Below are 17436 nucleotides of genomic sequence, written 5' to 3' on the forward strand. Positions count from 1 at the left end.
CCATCCCGAACAGGACCGTGAAACGACTCAGCGCCGATGATAGTGCGGGTTCCCGTGTGAAAGTAGGTCATCGCCAGACTCCCAATGCAAACCCCCTGCAGCTACGCTGCAGGGGGTTTTTGCTTTGATGCGGTGCAGTACGCAACAAGTCACGGAAGGTTTTCCCGGATTGGAGGTCGTGGCACCATTCGGGTATGCGTATCGTAATCGACCTCATCTCGCAGCAACTGAGCCTCATTGATGCTGCGGGTTTTGTACTCAAGCAGTTTCATGTCTCCACTGCGCTCAATGGTGCAGGAGAGAGGCGTGGGAGCTTTCAAACCCCCCGCGGGGCCCACGTCATACGGGCGGTGATCGGGGCTGATGCGCCGGTTGGGGCGGTATTTCGTGCGCGCCGTCCGACTGGTGAGGTGTATTCAGCTGACCTTGCTGCTGCGCACCCCGAGCGCGATTGGATTCTGACTCGTATCATCTGGCTTTCTGGCGAGGTTCCGGGTTTCAATCGCTTGGGGGGCGTCGATACGATGGCGCGCTACATCTACATTCATGGCACGCCCGACAGTGAGCCGATGGGTCTTCCTGCCTCGCATGGGTGTATCCGGATGCGCAATGCAGATCTGGTGGCGCTGTTTGAAATGGTGAAGCCGGGCGTCGAGGTGGATATTGTTCCGCCGGACGATGCCGATTGGCCTGTCTATCCAGTACGTGCTGAAATCGGTTCGGAGGACTGGAAAGCGTGGGCCTTGCCTGGTCCGGTCAGCCCTGTCGCGAACAGCGGATGCTTCACTGTCGGTCGGACATTTGCGCTATGGCAGCCGCAGGGGTGTTGCGAGGGTATGGGGGGGCTTGCTGGCGGTACGGCCTGGCTGCGGGTGAGCGACCAGGGCGTTTGGAAGATCGATCGTTTGCTGGCTGTGCTGGTCGACGAGGCGCGCGCGCTTGGGTGGTGCCACCTGGATGTCATTGCATTGACTCGGCCCACAACGCACTGGGTGCCAGTAAGTGAGCCTTTGGCCAGCGAAATCGGACCAGTCAGACGTTATCGCTACACGCTTTAGGTTTGCTCAGGCGAGTGCATGCCGGCTTTGCGTCTCGGTGAAAAACGCGTTCTGGTAGGTGTCGCTGAGCAGTTGGCGGCTTCTGGCGGCAGGTTCGTTACTTCGCTGCCGATTGACGTTGTGCATCAGGGTGAAGATCAACCGGTCTGACCAGTCGCTGCTCGCTTGGTCGATGCTGTCTGCCTTTGCGTCCGTGGCAGAAACCAGCCCCAATTTGGACTGGAGCCGCTGTCCGAAATCGGCTTCGCTGAAAGCGGAGTCGGAAGCGCGCAGGTCAAGCCCCGCAAGCTGCAACACGTTGGATGGCCTGGGGATGCGTGGCGATGAGGCTGGAGTTGTCCGCATAAGGGTCCCGAAAACTGTGCGCCGTCACATTGCAGCAGCCGGTGGGCTGTGTGTTCGGCGATGTTTACAAGCCCTTATCATCCGGTTCAGCGCTCACGGGGGCGATGGCTGATTTACCTTCAAGTGCGTGATTTTTTTACAAAAACCCGGCGTCACGCAGTCACATCAGAAAATGGCTGAGCAGAAAACCGCTGCCGACGCTGACAATCGAGCAGGTCAGGCCGGGCAGCATGAAGCTGTGGTTGAGCAGCCAGCGGCCAATGCGCGTGGTGCCGGTCTGATCGAAGTTGATCGCGGCAATCACGGTCGGGTAGTTCGGAATGAAGAAGTAGCCATTGACGCTCGGAAACATCGCAATCAACGCAGGTGCAGGCAAGCCAAGTGCCAGGCCCAGCGGCATCAATGCCCGGATGGTGGCGGCCTGCGAGTAGAGCAGGATCGACATGGCGAAGAGTGCCAGCGCAAACAGCCAGGGTGCAGTAGTGACGGCAGACTGGATGTTGTCCGCAAAGAACCCCATATTGCCCTGAATGAAGGTGTCACCCATCCAGGCGACCCCGAAAATCCCGATTACCGCCGCCGCGCCTGCGCGGAATACGCTGCCGCGAATGACGAGCTCCGGATTGACTTTGCTGGTCAGCAAAATCAGGGCTGAGGCCGAGAGCATGACCATTTCGATGGCCTGTGCCATATCCAGCCGCACAATCTGATTGCCGCTTTCCCATGCCGGCCGCAGTGTCGGGAACGAGCCGAGCAAGACGACCGAGAATGCAGCGGCGAGAAAAATCCACACCGACCATTTGGCCGAGGCAGGGAGTTCAAGGTTGGCGGCCTTGCTCGAGGGTTGAGCATCGCCGGCGGCGAGTCTGGCCAGATAGACCGGATCCTGGTCCAGTTCGACGCCAAGGCGGCTGGCGACAAAGGCGCCGACCAGCGTGCCGCACAGAGTGGCCGGAATCGCAATCATCAGGATGTCCGACAGGTGGACGCCTGCCGGAGCGAGAAGCGACAGCAGCGCTACCGTCGCCGCTGAAATCGGACTGGCTGTGATGCCCGCTTGCGACGAGATGACGCTGATCGAGAGTGGCCGTTCTGGCCGGATGCCGGATTCGCGCGCAACTTCCGCGATCACCGGTAGCACCGAATAGGCGACATGGCCGGTGCCGGCAAAGAGTGTGAACGTGTAGGTGACGAGCGGTGCAAACCAGGTGATTCGCTTCGGGTGCCGCCGCAGCAATTTCTCTGCGATCTGTACCAGATAGTCCATGCCGCCTGCTGCCTGGAGGCAGCCAGCAGCTGTAATGACTGCCACGATCATGAGCATGACGTCGACCGGAGCGGTGGCCGGCTTCAGGCCGAACGCGAACGTCAGTACTGCCAACCCCAATCCGCCCATGACGCCGAGGCCGATCCCGCCGAGGCGGGCACCGATCAGGATGGCAGCGAGTACGACGGCAAATTCGAGCAGAAGCATGGAAAAATCCGGGAAAAGGGCGGCGGCATGATGCCGTTTGCCGTCGCCGGGCGCAATGCCTGATTACGCTTGACGTTTTGCCGCTTATTGCAGCGCGGGTACCGGGGTCAGACCCACGAACTCGGGGTGGTCGGTGATGATGCCGCTGACCTGATAGTCGCGGCAGAAAGCGTGCTCGTACTGTGTGTGTGCGCCGTAGACATAACTGCGAAAACCCAGATCGGCCGCTTGTTCCAGCAATGCGGTGTCGATGATTTCAAAGTCCCAGACGATGCTGCGCAGCCGTTCGTGCGGTAGCGCCTGCTGTACCAGCCCGGCAAGCGAAGCCGGGTGGTGGGCGACAAGCAGTGCGCAATCGACCTTCAGCAGTTCAGCGGCCGCGAGCACGATATCGTGCCTGAACGACGAGAGCAGTATCCGCGGCGTGTGCCGTGAGGCGGCAATGATCTCGAACGCCGTTTTGATCGCGTCCGGTGATTTGATCTCCAGATTCCAGAGCGCCTCGGGGAACGCATCCAGTGCTTCTGCCAGGGTAGGGACCAGATAGCCGAGTTGATGCGACAATGCCTTGCGCGTCAGGCTGGCGACGGGCGCACCATTGGGCGTAATACGGTCATGGCATAAAACCGCCTCGCCATCCGCACAGAGGCGAATGTCGGTTTCCAGTCCGTCAAAGCCGCTGGATAGCGCCGCAGCAAATGCGGCAAGTGTGTTTTCCGGTACGGTGCGCGCCAGGCCGCGGTGAGCGATGAGTTGCATGCTTTGACCGTATAGAATATTGAGATACAAGCAATTTAGCAGGGATTGAATGCGGCGTTCCGTATCCAGAGTAATGGTTTGCTTGACTGCAAGCTTCGCCGTTGCTGCCGCTGCCGCTGCCGACAACGCGCGCCCCCGGATCGGCTTGGTGCTGGGTGGTGGCGGGGCGCGCGGTCTGGCGCATATCGGTGTTCTGAAGGCACTCGAGGATGCGCGCGTGCCGATCGATTGCATCGTCGGAACCAGCATCGGTGCGTTGGTGGCGGGTAGCTATGCTGCGGGGCGGACGCCGGAAGAACTGATTGCCGAAAGCGAAAAGGCGGACTGGGATTCGCTGTTGAGCGGCAGTCTGCCGAGGCAGAACTTGTCGTTCCGCCAGAAGGAGCTTGATCGGGTCGGCGACGTACCCATCGAGCTGGGGTTGCGTGACAACGGGACAATTGCATTTCCGCGGGCGGCCATCGGCACCCAGAAGGTCGAATACTTTCTGCGCGAGCTGACCTACGGTGGCACGGTCGCCAACTTTGATCAGTTGGCGACCCCGTTTCGGGCCATCGCGACCGACCTAGAAAACGGCGAGATGGTCGTGCTCCGGGATGGGGACATCGTCAGCGCGATGCGGGCGAGCATGGCGGTGCCGGGGGTGTTTCCGCCGGTGCCGATCGAGGGCCATACGCTGGTCGATGGCGGGCTTTCGCGCAACATGGGTATCGATGTTGCACGCAAGTTGTGTGCCGACGTCGTTATCGCGGTCGACGTCGCTTCGCCGCCGCTCAAAAGCGCCGAAATCGACAACCTGTTTTCAGTCGCCGACCAGTACACGCGACTGATGATCCTGCAGAACCAGCGTCCGCAGATCGCCAGCCTCCATAGCGGCAGCGACGTCCTGATCACGCCGCAACTCGACAAACTGTCGAGCTCGGATTTTGCCAAGGCCAAGCAGCTGATCGAGAACGGCGAGGCTGCAGCGCTAATGCATCTGCCGGAGCTGCAGCGGTATGCATTGCCGGCGCCCGCATTTCGTGAATGGTCCCTGGCGCGGCAGGCCAAGCAACTGGTCCCCAAGCCCATCAACGAGGTGCAGGTCGCCAAGCTGGATTTCGTGAATCCGGATGTCTTGAAGGGCGCACTGGATGTCGCACCGGGCAAGCCGTTGAACAATGCCGACCTGAACGAGAGGCTGACCAAGACCTATGCCCGCGGGGATTTCTCGCAGCTCGATTACGAACTGCTTGATACCAATAGCGGCCAGATGTTCCGGCTGACGCCGGTCGAGAAGAGCTGGGGTCCCAACTATCTGAATCTCGGGCTGGCGTTGAGTACCGACTTCGATACCGACAATCGCTACAGCCTGACCGCGCGCTATCGCCGGACCTGGATCAACAGTCTGGGTGGCGAGTGGACGTCACTGATCCGGCTCGGTGATCACACCCAGTTCGCGACCGAGTTCTATCAACCGTTGCAGCTGGACGGCTACGCCTTCGTTTCCCCGTATTTCAGCGCAGACAATCAGCCTGTCGATGTCTGGCTCGACGGCACCAAGGTGGCGCAATACAAGTACCGCAGGGAAAGGGCCGGGCTGGATATCGGCTCCGGCTACGGCAAGTATGGCGAGGTCCGGGTTGGCTTCGCGTACAACAATTATCGCGGCGCGCGTGATATCGGCTTCCTTCCCGACGAAAACGATGCATTGGAGAACTTCAGTCAGCAGGACTGGGGGGTGAGGCTGCGGCTCTATTACGATCAGCTGGATAGTCTGGCGTTCCCGACCGAAGGCACGCTTTTCAATGCGACTGTTTATCAGTCGGTGAACGGGAGCTCCGAATCGGGCAAGTTCGACCCCTACACACAGGTCACCGCAACGCTGGTCAAGGGATTCAAGCTAGGCAGTTTCGGCGGTCATGTGCGTCTGCATGGCGTGATGCAGGAAGGCGGGAGTGATGATGAACTGAACGACCTGCAATGGCTGGGCGGCTTCATGAACCTGTCCAGCTACGGTTATCAGGAAATCATTGGCGATTCGATGGCCTATGGCCGGATTGCCTTGTACCACCCGCTGTCTTTCCTGGTGCCGGACAGCAAGGTCTACATTGGCGGGGCACTCGAAGTCGGCCAGCTGTTCGATGCCGTCGACAACTCCCAGAACGATTTGCATACTTCGGCTACCGCTTTCATCGGCATGGATACTTTCCTCGGGCCGTTTTATGTCGCCGGCGCCTATGGCGACAACAAGAAAGCGCGCTTCTACGTGATGCTGGGCAATCCATACTGAGCATCTTGCGGTTGATTCCGACGCCCCGCCTGCGCGGGGCGTTTGTTTTTCGGTCGCCGATCCGCGAAAATAGCCGACTATTCCAGTCAACCATGGCCTGCGGGCCGGTTCATCATGTCGTTCATCTCCCGCCTTTTTGGCGCCGCGCGCGAAGGAAGTCCCTCGATGTCCAATCCAGAACTGCTGCAAGCCGCCGTCGCGGCACTTGTCGATCCGAACACCGGCAAGACCTATCTCGCCGGCAAATGCATCAAGCGTCTTGAGCTGATCGACGGTCAGGCCCATGCCGACGTGCTGCTCGGTTACCCGGCTGCAAGCCAGTTCGATGCGATTCGCAGCCAGTTCGAAGCCGCGCTGTCCGCAGTGGACGGTGTAAATGGGACGAACGTGACGGTGCGCAGCCAGGTGGTGTCGCACGCCGCGCAGCGGGGCGTACCGCTGCTCAAGAACGTCAAGAACGTCATCGCCGTGGCCAGTGGCAAGGGCGGCGTCGGCAAGTCGACCACCTCGGTCAATCTGGCGCTGGCACTGGCGGCCGAAGGGGCGCGGGTCGGTCTGCTTGACGCGGATATCTACGGCCCGTCGCAGCCGCTGATGATGGGCGTTGCCGACCAGAAGCCGCAGTCGCCGGACAACAAGCACATCGAACCGATCGTGAGTTACGGCGTACAGACGATGTCGATCGGCTTCCTGATCGATCCGGAGCAGCCGATGGTCTGGCGTGGCCCGATGGTCACTCAGGCGCTGCAGCAGCTGCTGAACGACACGCTGTGGGACGATCTCGACTATCTGGTCATCGATCTGCCGCCGGGAACCGGTGACATCCAGCTGACCCTGAGCCAGAAGGTGCCGCTGACCGGTGCGGTGATCGTGACCACGCCGCAGGACATCGCACTGCTGGATGCGCGCAAGGGGCTGAAGATGTTCGAAAAGGTCGGCGTACCCATCCTTGGCATCGTCGAGAACATGAGTACGCACGTGTGCTCGAACTGCGGCCACATCGAACCGATTTTCGGCGAAGGTGGCGGCGAGAAAATGGGCGAGGACTACGGCGTGTCGTTGCTGGGCAAGCTGCCGCTGGATCTGTCGATCCGCACCAGCGTCGATGCCGGCAAACCCAGCGTCGCCGCCGATCCGGACGGCGCCATTGCCGCGTTGTACAAGGCTATCGCCCGCAAGGTCGCGATCGGCGTGGCGGCGCGGGCGCAGGATTTCTCGGCCAAGTTCCCGAAGATCGTCATCCAGAAGTGATGTGTGCTTGCCCTGGGTCAATCAAATTCTTTCATTGACTATCGGTTGAAGCTTTCTCGCAAAGTATGATTCTCCGTTTGCATAACGGAGGATGCTGGCAATGCGGATATTGTTCTGGATGCTCGTGTGTTGTGCCGGGCTGGCGCAGGCTGTCGATCGGATTGGCGTGCTCGACAACGGGCTCAAGTATGCGATCCGGCATACCGACCAGCCGGCCGGCGAGGTCGAGTTCCGCTTGGTCGTCAACGCCGGTGAAATCGACGTCGCCGACGCCGGGCTCGAGGGCGGAATGCACCTGATCGAACACATGGCGTTCCGCGATACCGACGCGTATCCGAGCGGTACGCTGGTGCCGTATCTGCGCACGCAGGGCTTCCGCTTCGGCGAGCATCTGAACGGCTGGACTTCGCCGTCGGCTACGCAGTACCAGCTGGCATTTCCGCATGGCGACGCTGCTGGTGTGGGCGTCGGGCTCAGGGTGCTCGCCGGCATTGCCGCGGGCATCCGCTTCGACCCCGCCACGCTCGATGCCGAGCGCAAGATTGTTGCCGAGGAGTTGCGTAGCCGGCAGAACAATCCGTGGCTGCGCTTCTGGGTGCAGGAACGAGCGCTGTACCAGCAGGGCACAGGGGTCGAATCGTGGTCTTACGGCACGCCCGATTCGGTAGCTGCCATGCCGGCGGATGCGCTGCGCGCGCTTTACCGGCGCCTGTACACCCCTGGACGGATGGCCGTCGTGGTCGCCGGCGACATCGACCCCGGCCGGGTCGAGTCGCAACTGCGCACGCAGTTTGCCGGCCTGTGGCCCAAGATCGACGGCAAGCAGGAGCAGTTGCGCGCGCCCATGCCGGCTTCGACGTCGCTGGCATACACCGTTACCCTCGTCGACGACGGCATGAACGACTGGGCGAATCTGGGGCTCTCGTTTCCGCGTCCGGACTTCAGCAGTGCCGAAGGTGTCCGCCTGAGCTATACGGCGTCCTTACTCAAGTACGCGCTCAAGCAAAGGCTGGCGCAGCGCGGCGTGGACTACCAGATCGACTGGCGCTGGCGCGACGACGGCCAGCCCATCCTGAACTTCGGCTACCGGCTGATGCCGGAGTTCGGCAAGCACTACGATCGGCTGGATAGCCGTCAGCAGTTGCTGAATCTCGAAGGGCAGCTGGCGGCGTTCGTCGCGCAGCCGCTCGACGACAGGACGCTGGCGCAGCTCAAGCGCGAATACATCGGCACCGTGGTCCAGTGGCACGCCAACGATCGCGGCCGCGCCAAGGCAGAGGCCGATCTGCTGGCGCTGGCGGCGCTCGGCCAGCACCCGTGGAGCGACAGCCGGACCGAAATGCCCGAGTTGCGCAAGGCGGTCGATTCGGTCGATGCCAAGGCGCTGTCGGCCATGCTGGCCGACGCGCTGGCCCGGCCACGCTACCTGCAGTTTGCGTATCAGTCGAAGTACATCAAGCAGCTGCCCGATCGCGACACCGTGCTCGGCTGGTACAAGGACTTCAAGCCCGGGCCGCAGCCGGCCGCCTTCGGCGACTATGCTGCGCTCGCTTTTCCCGGCCCGAAGGCCGAGCCGGGAAAGATTGTCAGCGTACAACGCAGCGGCGAGATCGAGGCGCTGACCTTGTCCAATGGCGTCAAGGTGCTGCTGCGTCCGATGCTCCGCGGCGACGGGCTGGTGTATTTCCGTTTCGGCGCGATGGGCGGACAGTTCCAGTTCGGCGAATCGCAGTACGCGGCGGCGCTGGTCGCACCTTCGGCAATTGCCGGCATGACGGTGGCGCTGTTGCCGCAATCGGAGATCGCACGAATCCGGCTGGCCGATGGCGTGAGCCTTGCGACCTCGGTCGAACAGGAGTGGTTCGGTTTTTACGGCAGTGGGCTGCAATCCGGGCTGCCGACGGTGCTGGCCGAGCTGCATCACCGCTTCAACCGCGACCCGAGGAAGGACCGCCTTGGCGGCTGGGGACGAGACGAGCTGATCAAACAGGATACGCCGCTCAACAGCATGGCGAAGCTGCTGTACCAGGACATGCGCAATGCGGCCTTCCCCGATGACTACCGCCTGCAGTTCGCCAATCCGCGCTGGTACGACGATTACCAGAACGGCAGTCTCGAACAGGTCGTGCGACAGCTCTATGCCGATCCGTCGCGATTCACGTTCGGCCTTGTCGGCGATTTCGATCCGGATGCGATCAAGCCGCTGCTTGAAAAATGGCTCGCCAATCTGCCCCGGCGGGATGACGTGGTGCCGACGACGATCGCGCAGGTCAAGGCTGCGGCCGGTGGCGATGTACAGGAAACCGATACCACCCGGCGCAACAGCTATGTGCGGGTCGAGTTCAATACGCGCCAATCGTGGTCGCCGGCGGTGATCGCGCAGGGCTGGCTGCTGAAAACGGTGCTCGAAGAGCGGTTGCGTCTGAAGCTGCGCGACGAGGGGGGCATCAGTTACTTGCCGACCGTTGCCTACCAGCTGTTGCCCGGTTCGGCGCAGTTCGCCCAGCTGGTCGTCGGCTTCGACGTCGACCCGCGCCAGGAAGGCAAGGCGATGGACGACGTTCGCAGCGTGTTTGCATCGCTGCGTGAAACACCGGTCGGCACGCGCGATTTGGAAACGGCCCGGCGCATCGTGCTGCGAGAGGCTCGCGCCGAGCTTGATCTGCCCGCGATGCTGTGCTGGCGCATGCTGACCAACGACGCCGCAGGTTTGCCGATGTCGGACGTCGATGCGGTATACAAGGCGGTCGACACTGTCGATGCTGCTGCCTTGCAGGACGGTGCGCGGCGATGGCTTTCCGAGTCCGGCATGACCATCGGCCGGTTGAGTCCGAACCCGCAGATCTGAGCCTGTGCCGCGGCGGCGCAGGCCGTTACAATCGGGGCTCCGTCTGGAGTCCCGCGTGCGCCTTACCCACATCAAACTTGCCGGATTCAAGTCCTTCGTCGACCCGACCACGATCCACGTGCCGGGCCAGCTGGTCGCGGTGTGCGGGCCGAACGGTTGCGGCAAGTCGAACGTGATCGACGCGGTGCGCTGGGTGCTGGGCGAGTCGTCGGCGAAGCAGCTGCGCGGCGAGTCGATGCAGGACGTGATCTTCAACGGCTCGACCAGCCGCAAACCGGTCAGCCGGGCCTCGGTCGAACTGGTGTTCGACAATCGCGAGGGGCTGGCGGCCGGACAATGGTCGCAGTACGCCGAGATTTCGATCAAGCGCGTGCTGACCCGGCAGGGAGATTCGGATTACTACATCAACAACCTTGCCGTGCGCCGCCGCGACATTACCGACCTGTTCCTCGGGACCGGTGTGGGCAAGGGCGGCTACGCGATCATCGAGCAGGGCATGATCAGCCGCATCATCGAGGCCAAGCCCGAAGAGTTGCGGCATTTTCTCGAAGAGGCGGCCGGCGTCTCCAAGTACAAGGAGCGGCGGCGCGAGACCGAGTCGCGTCTGGCCGACACGCGCGACAATCTGGCCCGACTTGACGACATCCGCCGCGAGCTGGCGACGCAGGTCGAAAAGCTGGGCGAACAGGCCGAGGTTGCGAGCGAATACCAGCGCCTGCAGGCTCTGATTACCGAAAAGCAGCAACTGCTGGCCTTGCAGCGCAAGCGCGATGCCGAATCGGAGCTGGATCAGGCGCGCGTCGCCATCGCCGCAGCCCAGGCCGCGCTCGACGCCAGAATTGCGATGGTACGCAGTCACGAGGCCGAGATCGAAGCGCTGCGAGAGCGCCATGCCGATGCGACCGACAGCGTGCACGGCGCGCAAGTGGCCCTGTTTGATGCGAATGCCGTTGTGGCGCGGTACGAGCAGCAGCTGCTGCATGTGCGGCAAACGCGCGAGCGCTTGCAGCAACAGCTTGCGCTTGGTCGCGACGAACTGGCCAAAGTCGAATTGCAGCGTATTGCTTGTGACGACGATGCCGCGCTGTGGCAACAGAAGCGGGATGATGCCTTGCTGACCGTCGAGGAAGCCGCGATCGGCTTTGACGACGAAATGCGGCAGCAACCCGAGCTTGAGTCAGCATTGCGCGCGCAGGATGCCGCCTTGCAGACATTGCGCGACGCGCAAGCCGTGGCGCAGGCCTCGCAGCGCCTGGCACAGCAGCAAATGCAGCAAGCGGACAAGGCCGCTGCGACGCTGGCTGCGCGCAAAGCCCGGCTGGATTCGGAGCTGGTAAACGCTGCAGATGACCACGCTGCGGACATTGAGGCATTACGCTGTGAAGCCGATGCCGCGCGGGTTGGTATCGAGGACCGGACGCTGGCGATCGAATTGCAGGACGAAGCGCAGGAACACGAGCGGGGTGTACTGGCTGACCTGCATGCCGAGCGCGAGCGCCTGATGCTCGCACGTACCGACGCTGCGGCGCGGATGGCTGCACTGGAGGCCGATTCTCCGGTGCAGGACGATACCGCGCTGGCGCACTGGCTTGATCTGCAGGGTTTGCGCGATGCGCCGACGCTGTTGTCGCAACTCGACATCGATCCGGTGTGGGCAACGGCAGTTGAGGTCCTGCTCGGCGAGATGCTGAACGGCCGGATTGCGACAGCCTTGCCTGCCGTCGCCGCGCCGGCCGCCTTGTCGATGCTGGAGCCCACGAAAGCCGTGCTTCAGCCTGAGTCGCAGGCTGATCAGGTGCCATTGGTAGCGGCTGTCAGGGTGCACGATGCTGGACTTGCGGCTTCACTCGCTGTCCTGCTGCACGGCGTGTACCGCGCCGACTCTGTTGAGCTGGCAATTGCCCGGCGGCGACAGTTACCGGCGGGTGCACGCTGGGTGACGCCGGAAGGCCACATCATTACGGCCGTGTCGGTGGCGTATTTTGCCGCGGCCGGCGGCGGGCAGGGGGCGGTGCATCGCAAGCTGGCACTGGATGCCGCGTCTGAGGCGTTGGCCGAGCTGACGCCTGCGCTGGCGGCGGTCCAGGCAGAGATTGACGTGGTGGCGCCGCGTGTCGCAGATCGGGAAGCGACATTGCGTGCGTTGCAGCAACAGCAATTGACCGCGTCGCAACATCTGGCCGGTCTGGAGCGGGCGCTGGCTGCGCGAGAGGCGGATGCACTGGCAGCCCGGTTGCGCCGGGAAGCGTCATCCGATGCACTCGCCGAGTTGCTTGTGCAGATCGCCGAGAACGATGTCGAGCGTCGGCAGGCGGTTCAGGCGCTGGCGGAGGCGGACGTTGCCGCTGCGCCGTTGCAGGCTGAAGTTGAGCGGGCGATGCAGTCCCGCGCTGCAGCCGATGCCGCACTTGCAACGCAGCGCGAACGTTTGCGCCAGACCGAACGCCAGTTGCAGGCGGACCGTTTCGCCGCGCAGAGCGCACGCGATCGTCTTGGCGAGCTGGCGCGACGGTCGGCGGCGTTGACCGAACAGGCCGACTTGCTCGGTGAACGCCTCGCCGCGTACCAGCGCGAACTGGAAAGCACTGCTGAAACGGTCTCGGATGGTGATGTGCAGCAGGCTGTCGATCTTCGTATCGAGGCAGAACGACGACTGGCAGAAGCAAGGGATGCGTTGAACGGCATTGTGCATACCCAGCGGGAGCGCGAGGCGGACAAGCAGGTCATCGAGCAGGGGCTGGAGCCGTCCCGGGAGGCGATTTCAGTGCTGAAGCTCAAGGAGCAGGAAGCGCGCCTGACCTTTGAGCGCTACGCCGGTGAGCTGGTCGAGGCGGGGGCGGACGAGGCGGCGCTGGTTTTGCGTTTGGGCACGGGCGCCAAGGCATCCTCGCTGTTGAGCGAGATCGGCCGGTTGAGCCAGGCCCTGAATGCCTTGGGGCCGGTGAATCTGGCCGCGTTGCTCGAATTGCAGGAAGCGAAAACCCGTGCCGACTATCTGGATGCGCAATCTGCTGATTTGCTGTCGGCAATCGAAACGCTGGAATCCGCCATTCGGCGAATCGATCGGGAAACGCGTGCATTGCTGCAATCGACCTACGATACGGTCAATGCCAATTTGCAGGCGTTGTTTCCGGCGCTGTTTGGTGGCGGCCATGCCGAGCTGCACCTGACGGGGGATGAAATTCTCGATGCCGGCTTACAAATCATGGCTCAGCCGCCCGGTAAAAAGAACAGCACCATTCATTTGCTTTCGGGGGGCGAAAAGGCCCTGACTGCGCTGAGTCTGGTATTCTCGCTATTCAGTTTGAATCCTGCGCCGTTTTGCCTGCTGGACGAGGTCGACGCGCCTTTGGACGACGCGAACACCTTGCGTTTCTGCGATCTGGTCAAAAAAATGGCCGAGCGGACGCAATTCCTCTATATCAGTCACAACAGGCTGACCATGGAGATGGCCGAGCAGTTGGTCGGCGTCACCATGCAGGAACAGGGCGTTTCGCGGGTCGTGGCGGTGGATATCCAGCAAGCGCTGACGATGCGGGATGCAGCGCTTACGGTATGAAACAAGAAATCTTGCAAAGAGCAAGTGTAAACCGTGGGCTTGAATCGCCCGGGTCAAATTCGGAATAATCCATCCGTTGCCACTGCGACGGCTTACGTGCAGAAGACCATGACAGATTTACAGCTGGGTTCATTGATCGCGGGGGGCGCCATCGTTGCGGCCGTCTATGCCTTCAACTGGTGGCAGGAGCACCGTTATCGCAAGCAGGCGCAGCGTGCCTTTGCGCAGAACCAGCCCGATGTGCTGCTTGAAACGCAAAAGAACATGGTCCGCCCTGCGGCAAGTGGTCAGCGGCTTGAGCCGATGATCGAGCCGGTTGCCGCGCCGGCGGTGACGCCCGTGCGTCGCGAGCCGCAGCTCGATGTGCCCGAGGTCGAGGTTGACGACGACCTGCCGTCGTTCGAAGAGGTGGCGGAACCGGTCCGCGCGCCGGAACCGAAGGTGACGGTCAAGCAGGTCGAATTGCAGGACGTCGAAGTGCTTGCAACCAGCCAGCTTGATGCCTCGCTCGACTTCATCGCCGAAGTGCATGCTGCCGAGCCGATCCCGGCTGCCGAAGTACCGCAATTCCCGGCTTCCAAGCGCGTGATGGTGCTGGGTTTGACCGAGACCGGTCAGTGGGAAGTCGTCAACGGCCGCAGTACCAGCCGCTACACCGAGTTGCGCGCCGGCCTGCAGCTGGCCGACCGTCAGGGACCGCTGACGCAGGAGCAGCTCAATGCTTTCTGCATGGCGGTGCAGCAGTTCGCCGACGAGCACGAGGCGGTGGTGACCTTCCCGCAGCGTTCCGGCAAGCTGGGTGCGGCCAAGGATCTGGACGAGTTCTGCGCGTCGGTCGACGTGCTGATCGGCATGAATGTCATCAGCCAGGGCAAGCCGTTCCCGATGGAGCGTGTGCGCGCTTTTGCCGAGCAGGCCGGTTTGGCGCGCGGTACCGACGGCTTGTTCCACTATCGCAGCGAGTCGGGCAAGGCACTGTTTTCGCTGGTCAATCAGGACCAGAGTCCGTTCGGCAATACCAGTGACGGGCTGACCTTCCTGTTCGACGTGCCGCGTGTTGCCGGCGGGCTGCCGGTGTTCGATCACCTGAGCGACGTGGCCCAGCAACTGGCCAACCTGCTGGCAGGCGATCTGGTGGACGACTCCGGTCGTCCGTTGGCGCCGGGTAGCATTGCCAACATTCGCCGACAGCTGACCAATATCTATGCGCAGATGGATGATCGCGGCATCGCGCCGGGATCGATGGCGGCATTGCGTTTGTTTGCATGACCCGCTTTCTTCTGTAAACCGAATGCGCCGCTGTCCGACAGCGGCGTTTTTCGTTCAGGACCAGACATCATGACCGTTTCCGATCCCGCTTCCCGTGCCGTCGAGCTTCGTGCGCTCCTGCATCGTTATGGCCACGAGTACTACGTGCTCGATGCGCCGAGTGTGCCTGATGGTGAGTACGACCGGCTGTTCCGCGAGCTTGAAGCCATCGAGGTTGCTCACCCGGCGCTGCGGTCGGCCGATTCGCCGACGCAGCGTGTTGGTGGTAAGCCTTTGCCGCAATTCGAGCCGGTGCAGCATGCGGTGCCGATGCTGTCCATTCGCACCGAGACGGATGTCACGGCCCAGGGGGCGCTGGCGTTCGATGCCAGCGTGCGCAAGGAGCTGGCGCTTGGCGAAGCTGATCCGCCGGTCGACTACGTGGCCGAGCTGAAATTCGACGGTCTGGCGATCAGCTTGCGCTACGAATCCGGTGTGCTGGTGCGCGCGGCGACGCGGGGGGATGGCGTGACCGGCGAGAACGTGACGCAGAACATCCGTACCGTGGGGCAGATTCCGTTGCGGCTGTTCGGTGATGCGCCGCCGCTGCTCGAAGTGCGTGGCGAGGTCTATATGCGTCGTGACGACTTCGACGCAATGAACGAGCGACAACTTGCTGCAGGGGCCAAGACCTTCGTCAACCCGCGCAATGCGGCGGCGGGTGCGGTGCGCCAGCTTGATCCCGCGATTGCTGCGACGCGGCCACTGTCGTTCTTTGCTTATGGCGTGGGCGAGGTCTCGGGCTGGCATGCGGCGCCTGAATCGCACTCGGGGCTGCTTGATGCCTTGGGCGCGTTCGGATTGCCGGTCTGTGCCGAGCGGGCTCGTGCGCAGGGCGGTGCCGGTCTGGCCGCGTTCCACGACAGGGTGGCCGGGTTGCGGGAGGCGCTGCCCTTCGATATCGATGGCGTGGTCTACAAGGTCGACGCATTGGCACTGCAGCAGGAGCTGGGCTTTCGCAGCCGCGAACCGCGTTGGGCGGTTGCGCACAAGTTTCCTGCTCAGGAAATGCTGACCACGGTCGAGGCGATCGACGTGCAGGTTGGCCGGACTGGCGCGATCACGCCGGTGGCGCGACTCCAGCCGGTCTTCGTCGGTGGCGTGACCGTCACCAACGCCACGCTGCACAACGAGGACGAGGTCCGCCGCAAGGATGTGCGGGTCGGCGATACCGTCATCGTCCGGCGTGCGGGCGACGTGATTCCCGAAGTGGTCGGCGTCGTGCTCGAGCGTCGACCCATGGTCGATGCGCCGGGAGGTGACCTGTTTTCGCCTGCGCAGCAACCGCAGTACGCCCCTTTCGAGCTGCCCAAGGCCTGCCCGGTGTGCGGTTCGCACGTGGTGCGCGAAGAGGGTGAAACGATTGCCCGCTGCTCGGGCGGGCTGTTCTGTTCGGCGCAACGCAAGGAGGCGATTCGCCATTTTGCCGGTCGGCGCATGATGGATATTGAAGGTCTGGGCGAGCGTTACATCGACAATCTGGTCGATCTCGGCTATGTCCACGGCATCGCCGATTTGTATCGCCTGACGCTGGCCGACCTGCTGGAAATGAAGCGACGCGCCGACGAGCGCGACGGCGTGGTGCCGGAAGCGGTCAAGGCCGGTCAGGTGACGACCAAGTGGGCTGAGAACCTGCTGGCCGGCATTGCGGCGAGCAAGATGCCGCCGCTGTCGCGTTTTCTGTTTGCGCTCGGTATTCGCCACGTCGGTGAATCGACCGCCAAGACGCTGGCCGACTGGTTGGGCAATCTGGCGCTGATCCGGAGCAGCTCCGCCGCGGTGCTGCGCCAGTTGCCTGATGTCGGCGCGACCGTGGCCGAAGCGATTGCCGGCTTTTTCGCCGAGGCCCACAACCAGCAAGCAGTCGATGCCTTGCTGGCGGCTGGCGTGGTGCTGCAGGGTGAGCGTGCTCCGAATACCGCTCTGCGCGACGCGCTGGCACTGGCGCCCTTGCTGGTGGCTTTGGACGTGCCGAAGCTGACCGCTGCGCGCGCTGCGCCGCTGGCCGGGCACCTCCAGTCCTTGGTCGAGCTGGTCGGGTTTGGTGTGGGGCGACTGCAGGACTGCGGTCTGACCGCTGATGGCGCGGCGCAGTTGCAGGGTTGGATTGTCACGGGTGGGGCCGAGCGCTTGCAGGCGCTGGATGCCGAGCGCGAGCGCTTGCTGGCCGCGCTGCCCGAGGTTGATGAGGCCGCGGCTGGCGTGCTGGCCGGTAAAACACTGGTGTTGACCGGCACGTTGCCGGGCCTGACGCGCGACGAAGCGCAGGCGATGATCGAGGCGGCAGGCGGCAAGGTGTCGGGGAGTGTGTCGAAGAAAACCGATTATGTTGTCGCCGGTGAGGCTGCTGGATCGAAGCTGGCCAAGGCCGAGTCGCTTGGCGTCGCTGTGCTGGATGAGGCAGGTCTGCGGGCTTTGCTGAATGGTGTTTAATTATCTGAACGTGCAACGGTTGTTTTTTGTGCTTGATTTGCCTGTTTAATTTGTTGAACAATGATTCGATGCGCAAATCCGAAGCCCTTCGCCTTTTTGGAACCCAGAGCCGGCTTGCCGATGCATTGG

At 62.7% G+C, this 17436-nt stretch carries 10 protein-coding genes; 7 read left to right on the forward strand and 3 right to left on the reverse strand.

Features of this window, described 5'->3' with window-relative positions:
• Window positions 1-194: 194 nt before the first annotated feature.
• On the forward strand, window positions 195-1058 hold the full coding sequence (locus JMJ54_RS00005) for a L,D-transpeptidase (RefSeq protein WP_203535905.1): 864 nt from the start codon (window positions 195-197) through the stop codon (window positions 1056-1058).
• 6 nt (window positions 1059-1064) lie between these two features.
• On the opposite strand, the gene JMJ54_RS00010 is transcribed toward JMJ54_RS00005, so the two are convergent.
• The 3 genes from JMJ54_RS00010 to JMJ54_RS00020 form a co-directional block, all read right to left on the reverse strand.
• Window positions 1065-1355, reverse strand: coding sequence for a hypothetical protein (locus JMJ54_RS00010; protein ID WP_203535906.1), 291 nt, complete (start codon window positions 1353-1355; stop codon window positions 1065-1067).
• A 208-nt stretch (window positions 1356-1563) separates the two neighbouring features.
• Window positions 1564-2877, reverse strand: coding sequence for an anaerobic C4-dicarboxylate transporter family protein (locus JMJ54_RS00015; RefSeq protein ID WP_203535907.1), 1314 nt, complete (start codon window positions 2875-2877; stop codon window positions 1564-1566).
• 84 nt (window positions 2878-2961) lie between these two features.
• Window positions 2962-3636: a glycerophosphodiester phosphodiesterase gene (locus tag JMJ54_RS00020; protein ID WP_203535908.1), complete on the reverse strand. Its 675-nt coding sequence runs from the start codon at window positions 3634-3636 to the stop codon at window positions 2962-2964.
• Window positions 3637-3718: 82 nt separating this feature from the next.
• Between JMJ54_RS00020 and JMJ54_RS00025 the strand changes: the two genes are divergently transcribed.
• From JMJ54_RS00025 to ligA, 6 genes are all read left to right on the forward strand, one after another.
• Window positions 3719-5908 (forward strand): patatin-like phospholipase family protein, encoded by a 2190-nt coding sequence (locus JMJ54_RS00025; protein WP_203535909.1) that lies wholly within the window; start codon window positions 3719-3721, stop codon window positions 5906-5908.
• Window positions 5909-6073: 165 nt separating this feature from the next.
• Window positions 6074-7159, forward strand: a complete 1086-nt coding sequence (gene apbC, locus JMJ54_RS00030) for an iron-sulfur cluster carrier protein ApbC (RefSeq protein ID WP_203535910.1) — start codon at window positions 6074-6076, stop codon at window positions 7157-7159.
• Window positions 7160-7259: 100 nt separating this feature from the next.
• A complete protein-coding gene (locus JMJ54_RS00035) occupies window positions 7260-10007 on the forward strand; it encodes a M16 family metallopeptidase (protein WP_203535911.1) in 2748 nt (915 codons plus the stop codon).
• A gap of 55 nt (window positions 10008-10062) precedes the next feature.
• Window positions 10063-13566: a chromosome segregation protein SMC gene (gene smc, locus JMJ54_RS00040; RefSeq protein WP_203535912.1), complete on the forward strand. Its 3504-nt coding sequence runs from the start codon at window positions 10063-10065 to the stop codon at window positions 13564-13566.
• Between the two features lie 108 nt (window positions 13567-13674).
• The gene (locus JMJ54_RS00045) at window positions 13675-14835 is read left to right on the forward strand and encodes a cell division protein ZipA C-terminal FtsZ-binding domain-containing protein (protein WP_203535913.1); all 1161 of its coding nucleotides are present in this window, start codon (window positions 13675-13677) and stop codon (window positions 14833-14835) included.
• A 69-nt stretch (window positions 14836-14904) separates the two neighbouring features.
• The gene (gene ligA, locus JMJ54_RS00050) at window positions 14905-17307 is read left to right on the forward strand and encodes an NAD-dependent DNA ligase LigA (protein WP_203535914.1); all 2403 of its coding nucleotides are present in this window, start codon (window positions 14905-14907) and stop codon (window positions 17305-17307) included.
• Window positions 17308-17436 lie beyond the last annotated feature (129 nt).

Origin of the sequence: Jeongeupia naejangsanensis, from assembly GCF_016865585.1 — a bacterium.
In the GTDB taxonomy this organism is placed as follows: Bacteria; Pseudomonadota; Gammaproteobacteria; order Burkholderiales; family Chitinibacteraceae; genus Jeongeupia; species Jeongeupia naejangsanensis.